The organism is Roseomonas sp. E05 (assembly GCF_030063475.1).
Classification (GTDB): domain Bacteria; phylum Pseudomonadota; class Alphaproteobacteria; order Acetobacterales; family Acetobacteraceae; genus Pseudoroseomonas.
Genome location: NZ_JASIRT010000003.1, coordinates 216,253 through 236,808 on the forward strand (window position 1 = coordinate 216,253; position 20,556 = coordinate 236,808).

The 20,556-nt window shown below is 70.5% G+C and carries 15 protein-coding genes and 1 tRNA gene; 11 read left to right on the forward strand and 5 right to left on the reverse strand.

Annotated elements, in window-relative coordinates; genetic code table 11:
• Nucleotides 1-28: 28 nt before the first annotated feature.
• From carB to carA, 3 genes are read right to left on the reverse strand one after another with little or no spacing between them, the layout of a single operon-like run.
• Entirely contained in the window at nt 29-3,274 is a 3,246-nt protein-coding gene (gene carB / locus QMO56_RS05280; protein WP_283523991.1) for a carbamoyl-phosphate synthase large subunit, read from the reverse strand.
• Between the two features lie 48 nt (nt 3,275-3,322).
• Nucleotides 3,323-4,081, reverse strand: a complete 759-nt coding sequence (locus QMO56_RS05285; protein ID WP_283523992.1) for an SDR family NAD(P)-dependent oxidoreductase — start codon at nt 4,079-4,081, stop codon at nt 3,323-3,325.
• A gap of 34 nt (nt 4,082-4,115) precedes the next feature.
• Entirely contained in the window at nt 4,116-5,525 is a 1,410-nt protein-coding gene (gene carA, locus QMO56_RS05290) for a glutamine-hydrolyzing carbamoyl-phosphate synthase small subunit (RefSeq protein ID WP_408906506.1), read from the reverse strand.
• 168 nt (nt 5,526-5,693) lie between these two features.
• Between carA and QMO56_RS05295 the strand changes: the two genes are divergently transcribed.
• From QMO56_RS05295 to QMO56_RS05315, 5 genes are all read left to right on the forward strand, one after another.
• Nucleotides 5,694-6,152, forward strand: a complete 459-nt coding sequence (locus QMO56_RS05295; protein WP_283523993.1) for a GatB/YqeY domain-containing protein — start codon at nt 5,694-5,696, stop codon at nt 6,150-6,152.
• 186 nt (nt 6,153-6,338) lie between these two features.
• Nucleotides 6,339-8,186 carry a DNA primase gene (gene dnaG, locus QMO56_RS05300; RefSeq protein WP_283523994.1) on the forward strand — a complete coding sequence of 616 codons (1,848 nt, stop codon included), beginning with the start codon at nt 6,339-6,341 and terminating at the stop codon, nt 8,184-8,186.
• A 182-nt stretch (nt 8,187-8,368) separates the two neighbouring features.
• On the forward strand, nt 8,369-10,288 hold the full coding sequence (gene rpoD, locus QMO56_RS05305; RefSeq protein WP_283523995.1) for an RNA polymerase sigma factor RpoD: 1,920 nt from the start codon (nt 8,369-8,371) through the stop codon (nt 10,286-10,288).
• 1 nt (nt 10,289) lies between these two features.
• Nucleotides 10,290-10,865 (forward strand): N-acetyltransferase, encoded by a 576-nt coding sequence (locus QMO56_RS05310; RefSeq protein ID WP_283523996.1) that lies wholly within the window; start codon nt 10,290-10,292, stop codon nt 10,863-10,865.
• Nucleotides 10,866-10,972: 107 nt separating this feature from the next.
• Nucleotides 10,973-12,706 (forward strand): methyl-accepting chemotaxis protein, encoded by a 1,734-nt coding sequence (locus tag QMO56_RS05315; RefSeq protein WP_283523997.1) that lies wholly within the window; start codon nt 10,973-10,975, stop codon nt 12,704-12,706.
• Between the two features lie 68 nt (nt 12,707-12,774).
• On the opposite strand, the gene ppa is transcribed toward QMO56_RS05315, so the two are convergent.
• The gene (gene ppa, locus QMO56_RS05320) at nt 12,775-13,296 is read right to left on the reverse strand and encodes an inorganic diphosphatase (protein WP_283523998.1); all 522 of its coding nucleotides are present in this window, start codon (nt 13,294-13,296) and stop codon (nt 12,775-12,777) included.
• Between the two features lie 181 nt (nt 13,297-13,477).
• Between ppa and QMO56_RS05325 the strand changes: the two genes are divergently transcribed.
• The 6 genes from QMO56_RS05325 to QMO56_RS05350 all read left to right on the forward strand — a co-directional run bounded on the left by QMO56_RS05325 (nt 13,478) and on the right by QMO56_RS05350 (nt 19,670).
• Entirely contained in the window at nt 13,478-14,671 is a 1,194-nt protein-coding gene (locus QMO56_RS05325; RefSeq protein WP_283523999.1) for a homoserine O-acetyltransferase, read from the forward strand.
• Between the two features lie 60 nt (nt 14,672-14,731).
• A tRNA-Ile gene (locus tag QMO56_RS05330) sits at nt 14,732-14,804 on the forward strand.
• Between the two features lie 130 nt (nt 14,805-14,934).
• Nucleotides 14,935-16,500: a diguanylate cyclase gene (locus QMO56_RS05335; protein WP_283524000.1), complete on the forward strand. Its 1,566-nt coding sequence runs from the start codon at nt 14,935-14,937 to the stop codon at nt 16,498-16,500.
• A gap of 120 nt (nt 16,501-16,620) precedes the next feature.
• A complete protein-coding gene (gene ettA, locus QMO56_RS05340; protein ID WP_283524001.1) occupies nt 16,621-18,300 on the forward strand; it encodes an energy-dependent translational throttle protein EttA in 1,680 nt (559 codons plus the stop codon).
• A 4-nt stretch (nt 18,301-18,304) separates the two neighbouring features.
• Nucleotides 18,305-18,871, forward strand: coding sequence for a GNAT family N-acetyltransferase (locus tag QMO56_RS05345; protein WP_283524002.1), 567 nt, complete (start codon nt 18,305-18,307; stop codon nt 18,869-18,871).
• Nucleotides 18,872-19,271: 400 nt separating this feature from the next.
• Nucleotides 19,272-19,670: a hypothetical protein gene (locus QMO56_RS05350; protein ID WP_283524003.1), complete on the forward strand. Its 399-nt coding sequence runs from the start codon at nt 19,272-19,274 to the stop codon at nt 19,668-19,670.
• Nucleotides 19,671-19,701: 31 nt separating this feature from the next.
• Here the strand turns inward: QMO56_RS05350 and QMO56_RS05355 are convergent, their stop codons facing one another.
• Nucleotides 19,702-20,553 (reverse strand): ABC transporter permease, encoded by an 852-nt coding sequence (locus tag QMO56_RS05355; protein WP_283524004.1) that lies wholly within the window; start codon nt 20,551-20,553, stop codon nt 19,702-19,704.
• Nucleotides 20,554-20,556: the final 3 nt, after the last annotated feature.

A 20,556-nucleotide genomic window follows, 5' to 3' on the forward strand; every position in this document is an offset into this window, starting at 1 on the left:
CACGGTCCATGACCGGACCCGCCCGCCCTCAGAATGAAGGGGAAAAATAAGCCTGCAGCGGCGCCACATCAAGGGTTCCGGCCTTCAGCGCCGCAATCGCATGGGCCGCGGCGCGGGCGCCGGCCATGGTCGTGTAGTGCGGCACGCCATGGGTGAGCGCCCCGCGGCGGATGTCGAAACTGTCCGCCACCGCCTGGCCGGTGCCCGTGGTGTTGATGACGAGCTGGATCTCGCCGTTGCGGATTGCATCCACGCAATGTGGGCGCCCCTCCATCACCTTGTTCACCACCGAGACGTTGAGCCCGGCCTCGCGCAGCACGGCTGCCGTGCCGCGCGTCGCCAGCACCTGGAAGCCGAGATCCGTGAGGCGGCGCGCCACCGAGACGGCGGCCTTCTTGTCGCTGTCCTTGACCGAGACGAAGGCCGTTCCCGTGGAGGGCAGCTTCACGCCGGCGCCGAGCTGGCTCTTGGCGAAGGCGCGCTCGAAGCTGGCATCGAGCCCCATCACCTCGCCGGTGGACTTCATCTCCGGGCCGAGCAGCACGTCCACGCCGGGGAAGCGGTTGAAGGGGAAGACCGCCTCCTTCACCGCGACGTGGCGGCTGATCGCCGCGTCATCGAGGTCGAACTCGGCGAGCTTCGCGCCGGCCATGACGCGGGCGCCGATCTTGGCCACCGGCACGCCGGTCGCCTTGGCGACGAAGGGCACCGTGCGCGAGGCGCGCGGATTGACTTCGAGGACGAAGATCTCGCCGTCCTTCACCGCGTACTGCACGTTCATCAGGCCCTTCACCTTGAGGGCTCTGGCCATCGCCTCCGTCTCGCCCTTCAGCTCGGTGATGATGGCGGGCGAGAGCGAGTAGGGCGGCAGGGAGCAGGCGCTGTCGCCGGAATGGATGCCGGCCTCCTCGATATGCTCCATGACGCCGGCGACATAGACCTCGCCCGCCTCGTCGGCGATGCAGTCCACGTCCACCTCGATGGCGTCCTGCAGGTACTGGTCGATCAGGATCGGGTTCTCGCCCGAGACCTTCACCGCCTCCTGGCCGAAGCGCAGGAGCTGCTCGCGGTTCCAGGCGATCTCCATGGCGCGGCCGCCGAGCACGTAGGAGGGGCGCACCACCACGGGGTAGCCGATGCGCTCGGCCTCGGCCACCGCCTCATCCAGGTCGCGCGCCGTGCCGTTCTGCGGCTGCTTCAGGCCGAGGCCCTTCAGCAGCTGCTGGAAGCGCTCGCGGTCCTCGGCGATGTCGATCGCCTCGGCGCTGGTGCCGAGAATGGGGATGCCGGCCTTGTCCAGCGCCTGGGAGAGCTTCAGCGGCGTCTGCCCGCCATACTGCACGATGCAGCCCAGCACCTCGCCCTTCTCCTGCTCCTTGCGGATCAGGTTCACCACGTCCTCGGCGGTCAGCGGCTCGAAGTAGAGCCGGTCGGAGGTGTCGTAGTCGGTGGAGACGGTTTCCGGGTTGCAGTTGACCATGATGGTCTCGAACCCGGCCTCCTTCAGCGCATAGGCCGCGTGGACGCAGCAATAGTCGAACTCGATGCCCTGGCCGATGCGGTTCGGCCCGCCGCCGAGGATGACGATCTTCTTCGCGTCGGTCGGCCGGGACTCGCAGACCGGGGTGCCGAAGCCGCCCTCATAGGTCGAGTACATGTAGGGCGTGTCGGAGGCGAATTCGGCGGCGCAGGTGTCGATGCGCTTGAAGACCGGCATCACGCCCAGCGCCAGGCGGTGCTTCAGCACCTCCGCCTCGCTCTGCCCGACCAGCGCGCCGAGGCGCTTGTCGGAGAAGCCCATCGCCTTCAGGCGGCGGAAGGCGGTGGCGTCCTGCGGCAGGCCGGCCTCGCGCACCGCGTTCTCGGCGCGCACGAGCTTCTCGATCTCGCGCAGGAACCAGGGCTCGAAGCGGCAGGCCTCGTGGATCTCCTCCACGCTGAGGCCGGCGCGCAGCGCCTGCGCCACCACCAGCACGCGGTCCGGCTTCGGGGTGGCCAGGGAGGCGATATGCGCCTCGCGCGAGCCATCGCCTGGCGGAGTGATGTCGTCCAGGCCGGAAAGCCCGGTCTCCAGCGAGCGCAGGCCCTTCTGCAGCGCCTCGTTGAAGGAGCGACCGATGGCCATCGCCTCGCCGACCGACTTCATGGAGGTGGTCAGCGTCGCGGGCGTGCCCGGGAATTTCTCGAAGGTGAAGCGCGGGATCTTCACCACGACATAGTCGATCGTCGGCTCGAAGCTGGCCGGCGTGACCATGGTGATGTCGTTCTTCAGCTCGTCGAGCGTGTAGCCGACGGCGAGCTTGGCGGCGATCTTGGCGATCGGGAAGCCGGTCGCCTTGGAGGCCAGCGCGGAGGAGCGGGAGACGCGCGGGTTCATCTCGATGACCACCATGCGGCCATCGGCGGGGTTGACGCCGAACTGCACGTTGGAGCCACCGGTATCGACGCCGATCTCGCGCAGGCAGGCGATCGAGGCGTCGCGCATGCGCTGGTATTCCTTGTCGGTCAGCGTCAGCGCCGGCGCGACGGTCACGGAATCCCCGGTATGCACGCCCATCGGGTCGAGGTTCTCGATGGAGCAGACGATGATGCAGTTGTCCGCCTTGTCGCGGACCACCTCCATCTCGAACTCCTTCCAGCCCAGCACGGATTCCTCGATCAGCACCTCGTTGGTCATCGAGGCGCTGAGCCCGGCGGAGACGATCTGCTCGAACTCCTCGCGGTTGTAGGCGATGCCGCCGCCGGTGCCGCCGAGCGTGAAGGAGGGGCGGATGACGCAGGGCAGCTTCACCAGCTCCAGCCCGGCGCGCGCCTCCTCCATGGTGTGGGCGATGGCGCTCTTCGGGCTCTCGATGCCGATCTTGGTCATGGCATCGCGGAACTTCAGCCGGTCCTCGGCCTTGTCGATGACCTCGGCCTTGGCGCCGATCAGCTCGCAGCCGTACTTCGCCAGCACGCCGGCCTCGGCGAGCTTGAGGGCGGTGTTCAGCGCGGTCTGGCCGCCCATGGTGGGCAGCAGCGCGTCCGGCCGCTCCTTGGCGATGATCTTCTCGACCATCTCGACCGTGATCGGCTCGATATAGGTGGCGTCCGCCAGGCCGGGGTCGGTCATGATGGTGGCGGGGTTGGAGTTCACCAGGATGACCCGGTAGCCCTCCGCCCGCAGCGCCTTGCAGGCCTGCGCGCCGGAATAGTCGAACTCGCAGGCCTGCCCGATGACGATGGGGCCGGCCCCGATGATGAGGATGGACTTGATGTCAGTACGCTTCGGCATCGGGGGACCCTGTCTGCGTAAGGAGTAGAGCCGGCGCGGGGGCCGGGATCAGCCGTGGACCGAGAGGCCGCCATCCACGGGGATGGCGGTGCCGGTGATGAAGGCGCTGGCGTCGCTGGCCAGGAAGGCGACGAGGCCGGCGAAGTCGCCGGGTGTGCCCCAGCGCTTCTGCGGCGTGCGCGCCACGACGCGGTCATAGAGGTCGGGGATGTCGCGGCGGGCGCCGTCGGTCAGCTCGGTCTCGATCCAGCCGGGGAGGATGGCGTTCGCCGTGATGCCGTCCGGCCCCCAGGCCACCGCGAGGCTGCGCGTGTACTGCACGATGCCGCCCTTGCTGGCGCCATAGGCAGGGGAGAGCGGCAGGGCGAAGAGGGACATCATCGAGCCCGTGCAGATCACGCGCCCATGCCCGCTGGCCTTGAGGTGCGGATAGGCGGCGCGGCTCATCCGCATGGCGCTGGTGAGGTTGGCGTCCATGACGGCCATCCACTCCTCGTCCGTGACGTCCTGCGGCAGGCGACGGATGTTGGTGCCGGCATTGTTGACCAGGATGTCCATGCCGCCGGCCTGTTCGATCACCTGGGCGATCACCCGGTCGGCCGCGCCCGGTTCGGCGAGGTCGGCCTGGATGGCGAAGGCATCCTCGCCCAGCTCGGCGACCGCGGCCTTGTTCTTCGCGGCATTGCGGCCGACCACCGCCACCCAGGCGCCGGCCGCGGCGAGGCCGCGCGCCATGCCCAGGCCGATGCCGCCATTGCCGCCGGTGACCACGGCCACGCGGCCGGACAGGTCGAAGCTTCCCGCCATCGTTTCGCTCCTCTCTGCGGCGGCCCGCGAAAGGTCAGGCCGCCTTGTGCTTCTCGATCATCTCGACGAAGCGGTGGAAGAGATAGTGACTATCCGAAGGGCCGGGGCTGGCCTCCGGGTGGTACTGCACGGAGAAGGCCGGACGATCGGTGGCGGCGATGCCCTCGTTCGAGCCGTCGAACAGCGAGATATGCGTCACCTGGACATTCGCGGGCAGGGACTTGTCGTCCACCGCGAAGCCATGGTTCTGGCTGGTGATCTCGACGCGGCCGGTGGCCAGGTCCTTCACTGGCTGGTTGGCGCCGCGGTGGCCGCGGTCCAGCTTGAAGGTCCTGCCGCCGAGAGCGAGCGCCAGCAACTGGTGCCCGAGGCAGATGCCGAAGACCGGCTTGCCGGATTGCAGCACGCCCTGGATGGCGGGCACCGCGTATTCGCCGGTCGCCGCCGGGTCGCCGGGGCCGTTGGAGAGAAAGACGCCATCCGGGTCGTGGGAGAGGATGTCCTCGGCGGTGGCGGTGGCGGGCAGCACGGTCACGGCGCAGCCGGCATCGGCCAGGCAGCGCAGGATGTTGCGCTTGGCGCCGTAGTCGATGGCCACCACCTTGTGCTTGCGGGCGGGCGCCTTCTCATAGCCCTGGCCCCAGTGCCAGAGGCCCTCCTCCCACTGGTAGGCCTGCCGGCAGGAGACTTCCCTGGCGAGGTCCATGCCCTCCAGCCCCGGCCATCCGGCGGCCTGCGCCTTCAGCGTGGCCATGTCGAAGCGGCCTTCGACGGGGAAGGCCAGCACGCCGGTCGGGGCGCCGGTGTCACGGATGCGGGCGGTGAGGGCGCGGGTGTCCACGCCGGCGATGCCGGGGATGCCGTGGCTCTTCAGCCAGTCGTCGAGGTGGCGGGTGGCGCGCCAGTTGGCGGGATCGGTGAGGTCCTGCTTCACCACCAGGCCGCGGGCGGCGGGGGTGATGCTCTCCACGTCCTCCGCATTGGCGCCGACATTGCCGATATGCGGGAAGGTGAAGGTGATGATCTGCCCGGCATAGGAGGGGTCGGTCAGCGTTTCCTGGTAGCCGGTCATGCCGGTGTTGAAGCAGACCTCGCCCACCGTGGTGGTATGGGCGCCGAAGCCGACGCCCCAGAACACCGAGCCATCGGCCAGCACCAGGGCGGCGGTGGCGCCGGCGGGGGGCTGGTCGGCAGCGTGCGGGGTGTTCGCGGCGGGCATGCTCGTCTCCGGGATGGGGATGGGGGGCAGGGTGGAAGCGGAGGGCGCGCCGGGGGCCAGTTCGGCGAGGGAAAGTCCGGTGGCGGCGATGATCGCCGGCCAGTGCTTGGCGGGGATGGCGCGCGCCTGGCGCCACTTGCGCACCGCCTCGGTGCCGACGCCGCAGCGCGTCGCGACGGCTTCGGGGCCGCCCATCAGGGCGATGATGTCTTCCACGGACCGCATGATGCGGCTTATCTGGGAATTCTCTTCCCAGTTCAACAGGCATCTGCGTGTCTGGGAAATCTTTTCCCAGAGGTCGCCTCTGGCTCTCGGGGCGGGGACGCGGTTTATACCTGCCGACCTGCCTGCCCGCAGTCTTATCTGGGCGGGGTGCCGAAAAGGAGAAGGCCGATGAGCCTGCGCAGCCGCTTCACGGAGGACCTGAAGGCCTCGATGCTGGCGAGGGATGCCGCTCGCACCTCCACCATCCGCATGATCATGGCCAAGCTGAAGGACACCGATATCGCCGCCCGCCCGAGCGGGGTGGAGCAGGTGCCGGAGGAGCAGATCGTCGCCATGCTGCGCGGCATGGTGAAGAGCCGCCGCGAGAGCGCCGACCTCTATCGCCAGGGCGGCCGGGCCGAGCTGGCGGAGAAGGAGGAGGCCGAGATCGCGGTGATCGAGGGCTTCCTGCCGCAGCAGATGGATGACGCGGCGATGCAGGCCGCCGTGGCCGAGGCGGTGGCGGAGACCGGTGCCGCCTCGATGAAGGACATGGGCAAGGTGATGGCTGCGCTGCGCGCCAAATATGCCGCCACGATGGATATGGCCAAGGCCGGCCCGCTGGTGAAGGCGGCGCTGAACGGTTGAGGGAAAAGGTCGGGGGGAATGAATTCCCCCCGAGCCCCCCATCTTCTTTCTGTCAGTTCAGGCGCTGCCCTGGCTGCCCGCGGGCGCGAAAACCCGAAGAAAGAAGAAGGGGGTCTGGGGGAATTCATTCCCCCAGCCTTTCTCGCGCCGGAGCGCTAAGCTTCCGGCTGGTCCCGAAGGCCCCCGATGTCGCTGCCGCCGAATTTCCTTGAGGAGCTCCGCCTCCGCACGCCGCTGGCGCCGTTGATCGGGCGGGCCACGAAGCTGACGCGCGCCGGCCGCCAATGGCGGGGCTGCTGCCCCTTCCATGGGGAGAAGACGCCGTCCTTCTACGTCTATGATGACCACTACCACTGCTTCGGCTGCGGCGCGCATGGCGATGCCATCGCCTTCGTCATGCAGACCCAGGGCGCCAGCTTTCCCGAGGCGGTGGAGCGGCTGGCCGCCGAGGCCGGGCTGGAGGTGCCGAAGCCCAGCCCGCAGCAGGCGAAGCGCGAGGCCAAGGCGCGCGACCTCCATGGCGTGCTGGAGGCCGCCGCCGACGCCTTCCAGCGCCGCCTCCGCCTGCCCGAGGGGCGCGCCGGGCTGGACTACCTGCTGCGGCGCGGCCTGTCCGAGGAGACCATCCAGAAGTTCGGGCTGGGCTGGTCCGGCGGCGGGCGCGGCGTGCTCGCGGCCGACCTGAAGCCGCAGGGCATCGAACCCCGTCAGCTCATCGAGGGCGGGCTGATGCGGGCGGGGGAGGGCGACGCCCCGCCGGCCGACCTGTTCTTCAACCGGGTCATGTTCCCGATCCGCGACCGGCGCGGGCGGATCATCTCCTTCGGCGGCCGCGTCCTGGGTGACGGCCAGCCGAAATACGTGAACGGCCCGGAGACGGAGCTGTTCTCCAAGCGCCGCAATCTCTACGGCCTGGACCTGGCGCGGGAGGCGGCCTTCCGCGGCGCGCCGGTGGTGGTGGTCGAGGGCTACATGGATGTCATCGCCCTGCATCAGGCGGGCTTCGGCGGCGCGGTGGCCCCGCTCGGCACCGCCCTGACGGAGGAGCAGCTTGCCGAATTGTGGCGCCTGTCTCCGCAGCCCGTGCTGTGCTTCGACGGCGACGCGGCAGGCGCGCGTGCCGCCGCTCGCGCGGCCGAGCTGGCGCTGCCGCTGCTGACGCCGGAGCATTCGCTGCGCTTCGCCACCCTGCCTGCCGGGGAGGACCCGGACACGCTGGTGGCGCGCGGCGGGCCGGGGGCCTTCAAGGCGGTTCTGGAGGCCGCCCGCCCGCTTTCCGAGGTGCTCTACGAGATGCTGGCGGCGCAGTCGCCCGGCGCCTCGCCGGAGGCGCGGGCCATGCTGCGCCATCGCATGATCGCCGCCGCCGACAGCATCCCGGACAAGATCCTGGGCGCCGAGTACCGCCGCCTGCTGCTCGACCGCTTCTTCGCCGGCAGCCGCCGCCAGGCCCCCGCCTTTGCGCCGCGCGGGCGGGGGGAACGGTTCGGGGGCGGGCGCGGCCGGCCGGGCCCCCCGGCGCTCGACCTGCCGCGCCCCGGGATCGACCCGGCCGAGGTACGGCAGGAGCAGGCCCGCTGCCTGCTGGCGGTCCTGATCGCGCATCCCTGGCTCCTGCCGGAGGTGGAGGAGGCATTGATGCAGCTCGATCTTCCCGATGGTGTGGCCATCCGGCTACGGCAGCGGCTCGTCGCCTGGCAGGCGGGTGCGGCGCGGCTTGAAGCCGCCGAACTGCTCGCCCACCTGAAGGAGACGGAGCCGGAAGGATTGGACTGGGCGCGCCGGTTCACCCGGGCTCCGCCGGCCGCCGCCGCTGCCACGGCCCTGCCCAAGCTGGTCGCGGAAAGCTGGTGGCATTTCTATGCCGGGCTGCGGGGCGAGGCGGCCCTGCTGGCCGAGCGGCAGGCCGCGCTGCGGGATTGGGAAGCAACCAATGACCCCATGGCGCAGACCCGCGTCATCCGCCTGAACGAGCTGCTTGCGACTCAGCGCCGCGGCGGCATGGAGGAGGACGGGCCGGGCGAGGAGGCCTGAGCGGGCAACCTCGCCGAATGCCGCCGCGCTCTTGTGCTGGCGGGGGGCGGGGCGTTATGGCCCCCATGTATGGCGTGCAATGCGGGCGCGGCATTTCGGCCCTTGTGCGAGGGCCGTGGGACCAGGGCGAGGCACCCCGGCCAGAATGGCGGGCCGGACAGCGTCAGACGGAGCGGATCGGCATGGCGAGCAAGGTCGCGAACGGCACCGACACGGTCGAGAACCGCGACGAGGCGGTGGAGGGAGCGCTCCTCGATACCCTCTCGGCGGCGGTCAAGAAGCTGGTCGCCCGCGGCAAGGAGCGCGGCTACGTCACCTATGATGAGCTGAACCAGGCACTTCCCTCCGAGCAGGTTTCCTCCGAACTGATCGAGGACACCATGGCGATGCTGAATGACCTCGGCATCAACGTGGTGGAGGCGGAGGAGACCGAGGATCCCGAGGGCGCCAAGGCCGCCACCAAGGCCGAGGGCGCCGAGGAGGAGGAGGACGAGGAAAGCGGCGGCAATGTGGACGAGGAGAGCCTCGGCCGCACCGACGACCCGGTCCGCATGTACCTGCGCGAGATGGGCAGCGTCGAGCTGCTCTCGCGCGAGGGCGAGATCGCCATCGCCAAGCGCATCGAGGCCGGGCGGGACATGATGATCGGCGGGCTCTGCGAGAGCCCGCTGACCTTCCAGGCGATCCTGAACTGGCACGAGGCGGTCAAGGAAGGCCGCATGCTGCTGCGCGACGTGATCGATCTGGAGGCCACCGCCGCCGCCGAGAACCCCGAGGTCCCCCCCACGCCGGAGACCGAGGAGTTCGAGGAGGGCGAGGAGGGTGAGGGGATGGGGCTTTCCCTCTCCGCGCTGGAAGAGAAGCTCAAGCCGGACGTCCTGGCCAATTTCGAGGCCATCGAGGAGCTCTACGGCAGGCTGCAGAAGCTGCAGCAGAAGCGGATGGACGCCTATACCGCCGGCGAGGACTTCGCCGAGCGCAGCGAGCAGAATTACGAGCGGCAGCGCCAGGAACTGGTGGGGCTGGTGCAGAAGGTGCATCTGCACAACAACCGCATCGAGGAGCTGGTGGACCAGCTCAAGGGGCTGAACCGCCGCATCACCGCCTTCGAGGGGCAGGTCCTGCGGCTGGCCGAGGCCAGCCGCGTCAAGCGCGAGGACTTCCTGCAGCACTGGCGTGGCGCCGAGATCGACCCGGCCTGGTTCGAGCGGATCAACACCCTGCCGGGCAAGCCCTGGAAGAACTTCATCGAGCGCAGCCGGGCCGAGGTGGAGGCGATCCGCACCCAGATCGGCAACACCGCCGCCGTCACCGGCCTGCCGGTGGACGAGTTCAAGCGGGTCTACAGCACGGTCAGCCGCGGTGAGCGCGACATGACCCAGGCGAAGAAGGAGATGATCGAGGCCAATCTGCGCCTCGTGATCTCCATCGCCAAGAAGTACACCAACCGCGGCCTGCAGTTCCTGGACCTGATCCAGGAGGGCAATATCGGCCTGATGAAGGCGGTCGATAAGTTCGAGTACCGCCGCGGCTACAAGTTCTCGACCTACGCCACCTGGTGGATCCGGCAGGCCATCACCCGCTCGATCGCCGATCAGGCCCGGACCATCCGCATCCCCGTGCACATGATCGAGACGATCAACAAGCTGGTGCGCACCTCGCGCCAGATGCTGCACGAGATCGGCCGCGAGCCGCAGCCGGAGGAGCTGGCCGAAAAGCTCGGCATGCCGCTCGAGAAGGTGCGCAAGGTCCTGAAGATCGCCAAGGAGCCGATCTCGCTGGAGACGCCGATCGGCGACGAGGAGGACAGCCACCTCGGCGACTTCATCGAGGACAAGAACGCCATCATCCCGCTGGACGCGGCCATCCAGACCAACCTGCGCGAGGCGACCACGCGGGTGCTGGCCAGCCTGACCCCGCGCGAGGAGCGCGTGCTGCGCATGCGCTTCGGCATCGGCATGAACACCGACCATACGCTGGAGGAGGTCGGGCAGCAGTTCAACGTGACGCGCGAGCGCATCCGCCAGATCGAGGCGAAGGCGCTGCGCAAGCTCAAGCACCCCAGCCGTTCGCGCAAGCTGCGCTCGTTTTTGGACAACTGAGATGGCGCTCGCGGCGGTGGAGCCGGTCATCCGGGTGGCGGTGGAGGTCACGTTCCTGCGGATGAGCGCGCCGCCGGCGGAGCCCGGGCCGGCCCTGCCGGCCGGCGCGCGGATGGAGCGGGTGGCGCGCTGCACGGTGCCCTTCTACCGCTATCTCTACAACACGGTGGGCGGGGAGTATGTCTGGTGGCTGCGCCGCGCCGCGCCCGACGCCGAGATCGCCGCCATCCTGGGCGACCCGCATGTCTCCATCCACGTGCTGTACCTGGACGGCGCGCCGGCCGGCTTCTTCGAGCTGGAGCGGCGCCCGGGCCTCGGCACGGCCAATATCGCCTATTTCGGGCTGCTGCCGCATGCCGTCGGGCATGGGCTGGGGCGCGCCTTCCTGCGCGCCGCGGTGGACACGGCCTGGGCGACCGGCTGCGGTGCCGTGACGGTCAACACCTGCACGGCGGACCACCCCCGCGCGCTGCCCAACTACCTGGCGGCCGGCTTCGTCCGGCTGCGCACGCTGCGCGAGGTCTGGCCCGTGCCCGTGCGCCTGGGCCTCAAGGTGCCGGAGCGGCTGCTCGCCTGAGCCGGCGGCCGGCCCCCTTCCGGCGGCACGCCTCCTAAGCCTCCGCTAACCGGAACCGGGGAAGCTTGCGCCGAATGTCCGGCAGCAAGCACCCTCGGAGGCCGCCCATGTCCCCCCCTTCCACGCACCCGCCCGGCCTGCTGGGCCGCCTGCCTCTGGCCTGGCGCCTGGGGCTGATGGTGCTGCTGGCCATGGCCGCGCTCGCCGGCTTCGCCGCCGAGGCCGTCCACAGGCAGACGACCGCGCTGGAGGAGGGGCGGCTGGCCACCCTGCGCGCCGTGGTCGAATCCGTCGTCGCCATCGCCGCCACGGAGGAAACCGAGGAGCGGGCCGGCCGCACCACCCGGGCCGAGGCGCAGGCGCGGGTGCTGCATGCCGTGCGGTCCCTGCGCTACAGCGGCGCCGAGTATGTCTTCATCACCGACATGGAGCCCCGGGTGGTGATGCACCCGATCAAGCCCGATCTGGAGGGGCAGAACGTGGCGGCGGTGCGGGACCCCGCCGGCTTCCCGCTGTTCATGGCGCTGGTCGAGACGGTGCGGCGTTCGGGCAGCGGCTTCGTCTCCTATCTCTGGCCCCGGCCCAACAGCGAGCAGCCGGTCGAGAAGGTGAGCTTCGTGCGCGGCTTCGCGCCCTGGGGATGGGTGATCGGCACCGGCGTCTATGTGGACGACCTGCGCGCCACCCAGCGGCACAGCGCCCTGACCATGGGCGGCATGGCCCTCGGCGTGGCGGCGGTGCTGGGGCTGCTGGCGGCGCTGATCGGGCGTGGCATCACCCGCCCGCTGGCGGCGCTGGGGGCGCGGATGCAGGGGCTGGCGGCCGGCGGGCACGCTGCCCCGGTGCCGGGCCTGGGCCGGGGCGACGAGATCGGCCGCATGGCGGAGAGTGTCGCCGTGTTCCGCACCGCGCTGCTGGAGGCCGAGCAGATGCGGGAGGAGCGCGAGGCCGGCCGGCGTCAGGCGGAGGCGCAGCGCCAGGCGGCGCAGCAGCTCCTGGCACGGGAGGTGGAGGCCTCCCTCGGTGGCGTCGCGGCGGCGCTGGCGGAGTCCGCCGCCGGGCTCAACCGCACCACCGCCGGCATGGCCCATACCCGCCAGCAGGTGACGGGCCAGCTTTCCGCCGCCGCGGCGGAGGCAGAGCGGACGGGCGGCAATGTGCGGGCGGTGGCGGAGGCCGCCGAGGCGCTGGCCGCCTCGGTCAATGCCATCGCCGCGCGGGTGGCCGAGAGCGCCGGCGCCGCCGGCCGCGCCACCACCGAGGCGGTCCGGGCGGACGAGGCGGTGGGCAGCCTTGCCGAGATGGCCCGCCGCATCGGCGACGTGGTGGAACTGATCAGCGACATCGCCGGGCAGACCAACCTGCTGGCGCTGAACGCCACGATCGAGGCGGCGCGCGCCGGCGAGGCGGGGCGCGGCTTCGCGGTGGTGGCCAACGAGGTGAAGGCGCTGGCGGGGCAGACCGCCCGCGCGACCGAGGAGATCGGCGCGCAGATCGGCGCCATGCAGCGCACCACCGAGCAGGTGGTGGTGACGATCCGCGGCGTCAGTGAGGCGATCGGGGAGAGCAGCACCATCGCCGAGGCGATCGCGACCGCGGTGACGCAGCAAGGCGAGGCGACGCGGGAGATCGCCCGCAACGTCGCCGACGCGGCGGCGGGTTCGGGCCGGGTGGCGGCGGGAATGGGAGAGGTGGACCAGTGCATCGCCGCCGATGCCGCCGCGCTGGAGGGGATGCGGCAGGCGGGCGCCGCGGTGGCGCGGCAGGGGGAGGGGCTGCAGGCGGCCCTGTCCGGGCTGGTGCGTCGGCTGCAGGGAGGCACCGCCGAGGCGCAGGGCTGAGGCGGCGCCTCAGCCTGCGGTGCGGGGCCGTGGCGCGGCGGCACAGGGCCGCCGGCGCCCGGCGCGGCTCACTTCGCCGCGGCGATCTGCTTCTGGATGATCTCGGCGGCCTGGGCGGCGTTGCCCCAGCCCTTCACCTTCACCCACTTGCCCGGCTCCAGGTCCTTGTAGCGGGTGAAGAAGTGCTCGATCGCGTCGCGCGTGATCTTCGGCAGGTCCTCCAGCTCCTTCACATCGGTGAAGGCGAGGGTGATCTTGTCATGCGGCACGCAGACCAGCTTCTCGTCCTGCCCGCTCTCGTCCTCCATGAACAGCACGCCGACCGGGCGGGCGCGGATCACCGAGCCCGGCACCACCTGGGTCGGCACCAGCACCAGCGCGTCGGAGGGGTCGCCGTCATCCGCCAGGGTGCCGGGGATGAAGCCATAGGCGGCCGGGTAGGCCATCGGGGTGAACAGGAAACGGTCCACCACCACGGCGCCGCTGTCCTTGTCCACCTCGTACTTCACCGAGCTTCCCTGCGGGATCTCGATCACGACGTTGATGTCATGCGGCGGGTTCTTGCCGGTGGAGAGCTTCGTCACGTCCATGGCGGGCATCCGTTCCGTATCATTGGGCTGGGCAATGTGGCTGGCTGTTAGCAGGGGGCGGCGGCGGCGGCAACGCGAGCGCGCGGCGGGGCTTGCCCGCCCGCCATGCCCAGGGGCACCATGCGGCGTCAGCCGGGCCGCATGGACACGGTACGGACCCGGCCAGAAGGGAAGACAGGTCATGACCACGCGCCGCCTCCTGCTCTCCGCCGCGCTCGCCGGGACTTTGGCTGGCGCGCTGCCGGCAGGAGCCCGGGCCGATACGCCGCCGGCTCTCGTCGAGAAGCGCGAGTTCCGTTTCGAGAACTACACCACGCGCGGCGGCGCCACGATTCCGACGGTCCGCACCGGTTACCAGACGGCGGGCAAGCTGAATGCGGCGGGCGACAACGCGGTGCTCATCACGCATTTCTTCAGCGGCAACAGCCATGCCTTCGGGCAGCTCCAGCCGGGTGGGCCCTTGGGCTGGTGGGACGCCATCATCGGCCCGGGCAAGCCGATCGACACGGAGCGCTTCTTCGTCGTCGCCGCCGACACGATGGTCAACCTGAACGCGGCCGACCAGCACACCATCACCACCGGCCCCGCCTCGGTGAACCCCTCCACCGGCCGGCCCTGGGCGATGAGCTTCCCGGTCGTCTCGATCCGCGATTTCGTGGAGGTGCAGAAGCGGCTGCTGGACAGTCTGGGGGTGCGCCGGCTGGCGCTGGTGGCCGGGCCGAGCATGGGTTCGCTGCAGGCGATCGAGTGGGCGGTGGCCTATCCGGAGATGGTCGAGCGGGTGATGCCGGCCATCGGCACCGGCGAGATGGATGCCTGGATGCTGGGCTGGCTGGACCTCTGGGCCGCGCCGATCCGCATGGACCCCAACTGGCGCAACGGCGACTACTACGCCCAGGGCCGGGAGCCGCCGCTGCGCGGGCTGACCGAGGCGCTGAAGCTGGTCACGCTGCATTCGCGCGACCGCGGCTGGGCCGAGCAGTTCGGCCGCCGCCCGGCGGAGGGGCAGGACCCCGCCCGTCGCATCCAGGACCGCTTCGCCATCGAGCAATGGGTGGAGAGCGCGGCGTCGGCCCGCGCCAAGCAGGCCGACGCCAACTCCTTCCTCTATCTGGCGCGCGCCAACCAGCTGTTCCTGAACGAATACCCGGGCACCGAGGCGGCCCTCGCGCGCAGCCGGGCGCGCTGGATGGTGGTGCCGAGCCGGAACGACCGCGTCTTCCCCATCGAGTACAGCGAGGACCTGGTGAAAAACCTGCAGCGCGCCGGCAGGCCGGTGACCATGGCGCCGCTCTCCGGCGGGCTGGGGCACCTCGAAGGGGTGGCGGGCATGGCGCAGGCCGAGGCACCGATCCGCAGCTTTCTTGCCCCCTGAGGGCATCCCGGTCTAGCAGAGGCGGCGGGGCACGAATCGCGCCCGTCTCCTTTTCCCGGCGCGCCTGTAGCTCAATGGTCAGAGCGGGCCGCTCATAACGGCTTGGTTGCGGGTTCGAGTCCTGCCGGGCGCAGGGAGGGGAGAGGTGCCGCCACGGGGCCCTGCGCGCGGGGCGCGCAATGTTGTCTTGCATTGCTGCTCAAAAAACCGTGAGATGCGCGCGTGCCCGCATGGCGGGCAGTTTCCGCCGCCGGAGAAGCAGCTTGTCCGCGACTGTGCCTGTGTCGCTGCCCGCACCTGCACGGGTGGGCCGCCTGGGGCGCCTTTGGCCGCAGCCCGACGCCGCCTGGTGCCCGGGCTGGTGCCGCGCGGGCGGAGCGCGGCTCTGGCTGGGCCTGAACCTGGCGGTCATGCTGGGCTATCTCGGCCTGGGCTGCGCGGTGGGGCGCTTCTTTGCCGCCTATGGCCTGTTTCCCTCGCCGATCTGGCTGCCCGCCGGCCTCGCCGCAGTGGCGGCGATGCTGGGAGGATGGCGGCTGGCGCCGGGCCTCTTCGCCGGCTCCTTCCTGGTGAATGCCATTGCCTTCGGCAGCCGCCCGGAACTGGCGGCGCTGATCTCGCTCGGCAACATGCTGGGGCCGCTGGCCGGCGCCACGCTGACGCGGCGCTTCCGCCCCGCCACCGGCCTGTTCACCCGCTTCGGCGGCGTGATCGCCTTCCTGGCCGGCGCGGTGCTGCTGCATGCCGGCCTGACCGCGATGGGCGGCACCCTGGCGATGTGGCTGCTGGGCGACGCACCGCCGCAGGCGCTGCCGGGGATCTTCTCGGGCTGGCTGCTCTGCGATGCCGGCGGCACCTTCTATTTCGCGCCCTCGCTGGCACTCTGGCTGGGGGTGGAGCGCACTCCTTCGGCGCCGCAGGGCGCCGGCCTGCGCCTGCTGGACGGCTCGGTATGGCTCGGCACGGCGCTGCTGGCGCTGGTCGTCTTCGAGCTGGACCTGCCGCCGCGCCTGCCTTCGGCGCAACTGGTCTTCCTGCTGGCGGTGCCGCTCTCCTGGATCGCGCTGCGGATCTCGCTGCGCGCCGCCTATTCGCTGCTGACGCTGCTCTGCGTCATCGCCTCGGCCGGCACGGTGGCGGGACATGGACCCTTCCAGGGCGAGGCGGTGGACAACCCGATGCAGTCGGTCGGGCTGCTGATCGTGCTCTGCGGCATGAACATCCTGACCCTGCTCGCCCTGGTCAGCGAACGGCGGGAAGCCGAACTGGCCTTGGCCGAGGCGAACCACCTGCTGGAGCGGCGGGTGGCCGAGCGCACTGCGGAATTGCGCCGGCTGGCGGATACCGACGCGCTGACCGGCCTGGCCAATCGCCGCAGCTTCCTGGCCCAGGCGCAGGCGGCCTTGCAGCGCGCCGCCGGGGCCGGGCGGCCCTTCGCGCTGCTCGCCTTCGATCTCGACCATTTCAAGGCGATCAACGACGGTGCCGGTCACGCGGGCGGCGACCTGGTGCTGCGGCGGGTGGCGGAATGCTGCATGGCGCGGCTGCGGCGGCAGGACCTGCTGGGCCGGCTGGGCGGCGAGGAGTTCGCCATCGCCCTGCCGGAAACCGACTTTGCCGAGGCGGAGCACATCGCCGAGCGCATGCGGGCGGTGCTGGCCTCCATCCGCCTGCCTGCGGGCGCGCCGGCGGAGCATCTTTCCGCCAGCTTCGGCCTCGCCCTGGCACGGGCGGGGGAGGCGCGCCTGGAGGACCTGCTGCGCCGGGCCGACGCCGCCCTCTACGCGGCGAAGCATGCGGGGCGCGACCAGGTGCGGGTGGCCGGCTGAGGCGCGGCAAGGGAGTGCGCTCCATGCCGGCGCCGGCCGGTCCGGAACCCTTACGCTTGGCGTAGGGCGCCCGGATGGCTAGAACCGAGGCCGAACCTCTGCCCCGGGATACGTGTAGTCATGGCCGCTTACCAGTACGTCTATGTGATGAAGGATCTCACCAAGTCCTACCCGGGCGGGCGAGAGATCTTCAAAGGCATTACTCTCTCCTTCCTGCCCACGGCCAAGATCGGCGTGCTCGGCCCGAACGGCGCCGGCAAGTCCACGCTGATGCGCATCATGGCCGGGCAGGACAAGGAGTTCGGCGGCGAGGCCTGGGCCGCCGAGGGCGTCAAGATCGGCCACCTGTCGCAGGAACCCCAGCTCGACCCGACCAAGACCGTGGGCGAGAACGTCCGCGACGCCTTCGGCACGCTCACCGCCGACCTCGAGCGCTTCAACGAGATCTCGATGAAGTTCGCCGAGGAGATGGGCGAGGACGAGATGAACACCCTGCTCGCCGAGCAGGCCGAGCTACAGGAGCGCATCGACGCCGCCAATGGCTGGGACCTGGACCGCACCGTCGACATCGCGCTCGACGCGCTGCGCTGCCCGCCGGCCGAGAGCGCGGTGACGCATCTCTCCGGCGGCGAGCGGCGCCGCGTGGCGCTGTGCAAGCTGCTGCTGGAGAAGCCCGACCTGCTGCTGCTCGACGAGCCGACCAACCACCTGGACGCCGAGAGCGTCTCCTGGCTGGAGAAGACGCTGCGCGACTACCAGGGCGCGGTGCTGATCGTCACCCACGACCGCTACTTCCTGGACAACGTCACCAACTGGATCCTGGAGGTCGATCGCGGCCGCGGCATCCCCTACGAGGGCAACTACTCCGCCTACCTCGCCGCCAAGCGCAAGCGCCTGGCCCAGGAGGAGAAGGAGGAGAGCACCCGTCAGCGGCAGCTGGCCGAGGAGCAGGAGTGGATCGGCCGCTCCCCCGCCGCGCGCCAGGCCAAGAGCAAGGCCCGTATCCAGGCCTATGAGGAGCTGCTGGCCCGCAGCCAGGAGCGCGCCCCGGACCCGACCGAGATCCAGATCCCGCCCGCGCCGCGCCTGGGCAACCTGGTCATCGAGGCCGAGAACCTGCGCAAGGGCTTCGGCAACAACCTGCTGATCGACGACCTCTCCTTCAAGCTGCCGCCGGGCGGCATTGTCGGCGTGATCGGCCCGAACGGCGCCGGCAAGTCCACGCTGTTCAAGATGATCACCGGGAAGGAGAAGCCCGACGGCGGCACGCTGAAAGTCGGCGACACCGTCGATCTCGGCTATGTCGACCAGTCGCGCGACACGCTGGATGACAAGCGCACCGTCTGGCAGGAGATCTCGGACGGCGAGGACCTGATCATGATGGGCAAGCGCGCCGTGCCCTCGCGCGCCTATGCCGCCGCCTTCAACTTCAAGGGCTCGGACCAGCAGAAGCCGGTCGGCGTGCTCTCGGGCGGCGAGCGCAACCGCGTGCACCTCGCCAAGATGCTGCGCAAGCCGCACAACGTCATCCTGCTCGACGAGCCGACCAACGACCTCGACGTGGACACGCTCCGCGCCCTGGAAGAGGCGCTGACCGACTTCGCCGGCTGCGCCGTGATCATCTCGCACGACCGCTGGTTCCTCGACCGCCTGGCGACGCACATCATGTCCTTCGAGGGCGACAGCCACGTCGAGTGGTTCGAGGGCAACTACCAGGCCTATGAGGCCGACCGACGCCGACGCCTCGGCGCGGCGGCGGACCAGCCGCACCGGATCAAGTACCGGCCGCTCACCCGGTAACGTCATGGACGGCCTCGCGCGGGCGGAATCCCCGCACACGGTGCGCACGTCGCGGCTGACGCTGCGCCCCGTCGGCCCCGGGCATCTCGCCGACCTCGTCGCCCTGAAGGGGGACGAGGCCGCCTTCGGACTGATGCTGCACGGCCTGCGCACGCCGGAGCGCGCCGAGGAGGAACTGCGCGACGACATCGCCTTCTGGCAGGTGCGGGGCTATGGCACCTGGGCGGTGCATCTCACCGAGGATGACCGCTTCCTCGGCATCGTCGGGCTGATGGAGCGTCCGGACGGGCGCGGCGTGGCGCTGCGCTTCGCGCTCTGGCCGCAGGTGCGCGGCAAGGGCTATGCGCGGGAGGCGGCGCGCGCCGCGCTGGCCTTCGGGCATGCTGCCGGGCTGGCGCGCATCATCGCCGTGGCGCGGGAGAGCAACCTCGCCTCGCGCGCCGTGCTCGGCGACCTCGGCCTGCAGCCCAGCGACACCTTCCAGCACCAGGGCCACCGGATGCTGGTCTTCGAAAGTTTGCGGCCGCCGGCGCCGCCGGCCCAGCAGGCGCCCGCCCGCAGCGCGTCCTGAGCGCGCCAGCGCCGGCGACCTCCGTCGGCGCGCTTCTCCTCTCCCCATTGTCCTCCGACGGCTGACCTGCTCTGCGCTTCGCGGAGGGGCGCCTCGGCGTGCCAGAAGGCGCCCTCGCCATGCCCGATCCGGCGCCGGCGGCCTGCGCCGGCGCTGTGGATGATTGTGGCGAAGTGGCCACCATTTGCCACAATTTGATGCGCTGCAGCATCTTCATGGCATGGCAGGAAGGGGCGTTAATTTGCTGTTCAGATTTGGGCTTTCTTTGGGGGTGCACCGCCTTTTGCGCGAGGCAATGCGGTTAAAATAAGGCAAAAATGCCATAATTGCGGTTGAAATGTGGCGAAGATGTGGCCTAAGCAGGTCGGCGGAAAGCAAGGCTTAACAGGAGTTCCGCCTGATGATGCGCCCCCGTCTCCTGATTGCCGTGCTGGCCCTTCTTGGGAGTTGGGCGGTGGCGCCCTCGGCGCAGGCGCAGGGTAAGGACATGTTCACGCTGCGCGCGGCCCTCGGCGGAGCTGTGCCCTATGCGCAGAAGGAGTCCTACGTGGTCGCCAACCTGACCGCGCCGGCGCAGGGCCGGCAATTCTCCCTGGCCAGCAGCCTGCCGCTTTCCCAGATGGTGGCGTCGGTCTTCGACGCCCGCCCCCAACTGGTGCTGAATGGCCGGCTTGACCTGGGGCGCCTTGGCCCTGCGGCGGTGTCGCTGAACGCCTATGTCTCGGCGGGCGTCGCGGAGCCGGCGGCGAATGCCGAGCGACCGCTTCTCGGCCTGGCCGCGCTGCGGCTGGTGTTCTGAGCGCCGACGGAAGGCGGGGCCCGGGGGGATACTATCCCCCCGGCGGGGTTCCAGGGGCGGAGCCCCTGGCCTCGGGTGCGGCCCCGCGCCGCCGCCCCAGCAGCCGCACGCCGAGGATGGCGCCCCCGATCACCAGGAAGGAGACCGCGGTGGAGACGGTGCCGAGCGCGTAGAGCACGGGCGTCGTCACCGTCGTGGTCATGCCGAGGATTTCCAGCGGCAGGGTGTTGCCGCTGCCGGCGGTGAGCAGCGTGCGGGCGAACTCGTCGAAGGAGAGGGTGAAGCCGAACAGCGCGATGCCGACGACGCTCGGCGCGATGATCGGTAGCACCACGTGCCGGAAGCTCTGCCAGGGCGTCGCGCCCATGTCGCGCGCCGCCTCTTCCCAGCTCCGGTCGAAGCGGTTGAACACGGCGAACATGATCAGCAGGCCGAAGGGCAGGGTCCAGGTGAGCTGCGCCCCGAAGGCCGAGCTGTACCAGGCCGGCTCCCATTCCATCTGGTTGAACAGCAGGCCGATGCCCAGGCTGACCAGGATGGAGGGCACGATCAGGCTGGCGATGGTCAGGTAGAACACCGCCCCGCTGCCGCGGAAGCGGCGCCGGAAGGCCATGCCCGCCAGCAGCGAGATGACCACCGTGCTCGCTGTCACCATTGCCGCCAGGGCCAGCGTGCGCCGCATCGCCGCGCCGAGGTCGCCTACCGCCTGCGGCTGGAAGAGCTGGGCGAACCAGTGCAGCGAGGCGCCGTTCATCGGGAAGGTCAGCCCGCCATCCGGCCCCTGGAAGGAGAGGATGCCGATGGTGATGGTCGGGCCGTAGAGGAACAGCAGGAACAGGCCGAAGAGCCCGCCCAGCAGGATGCGCGCCGCGCGACCGGGCATCGT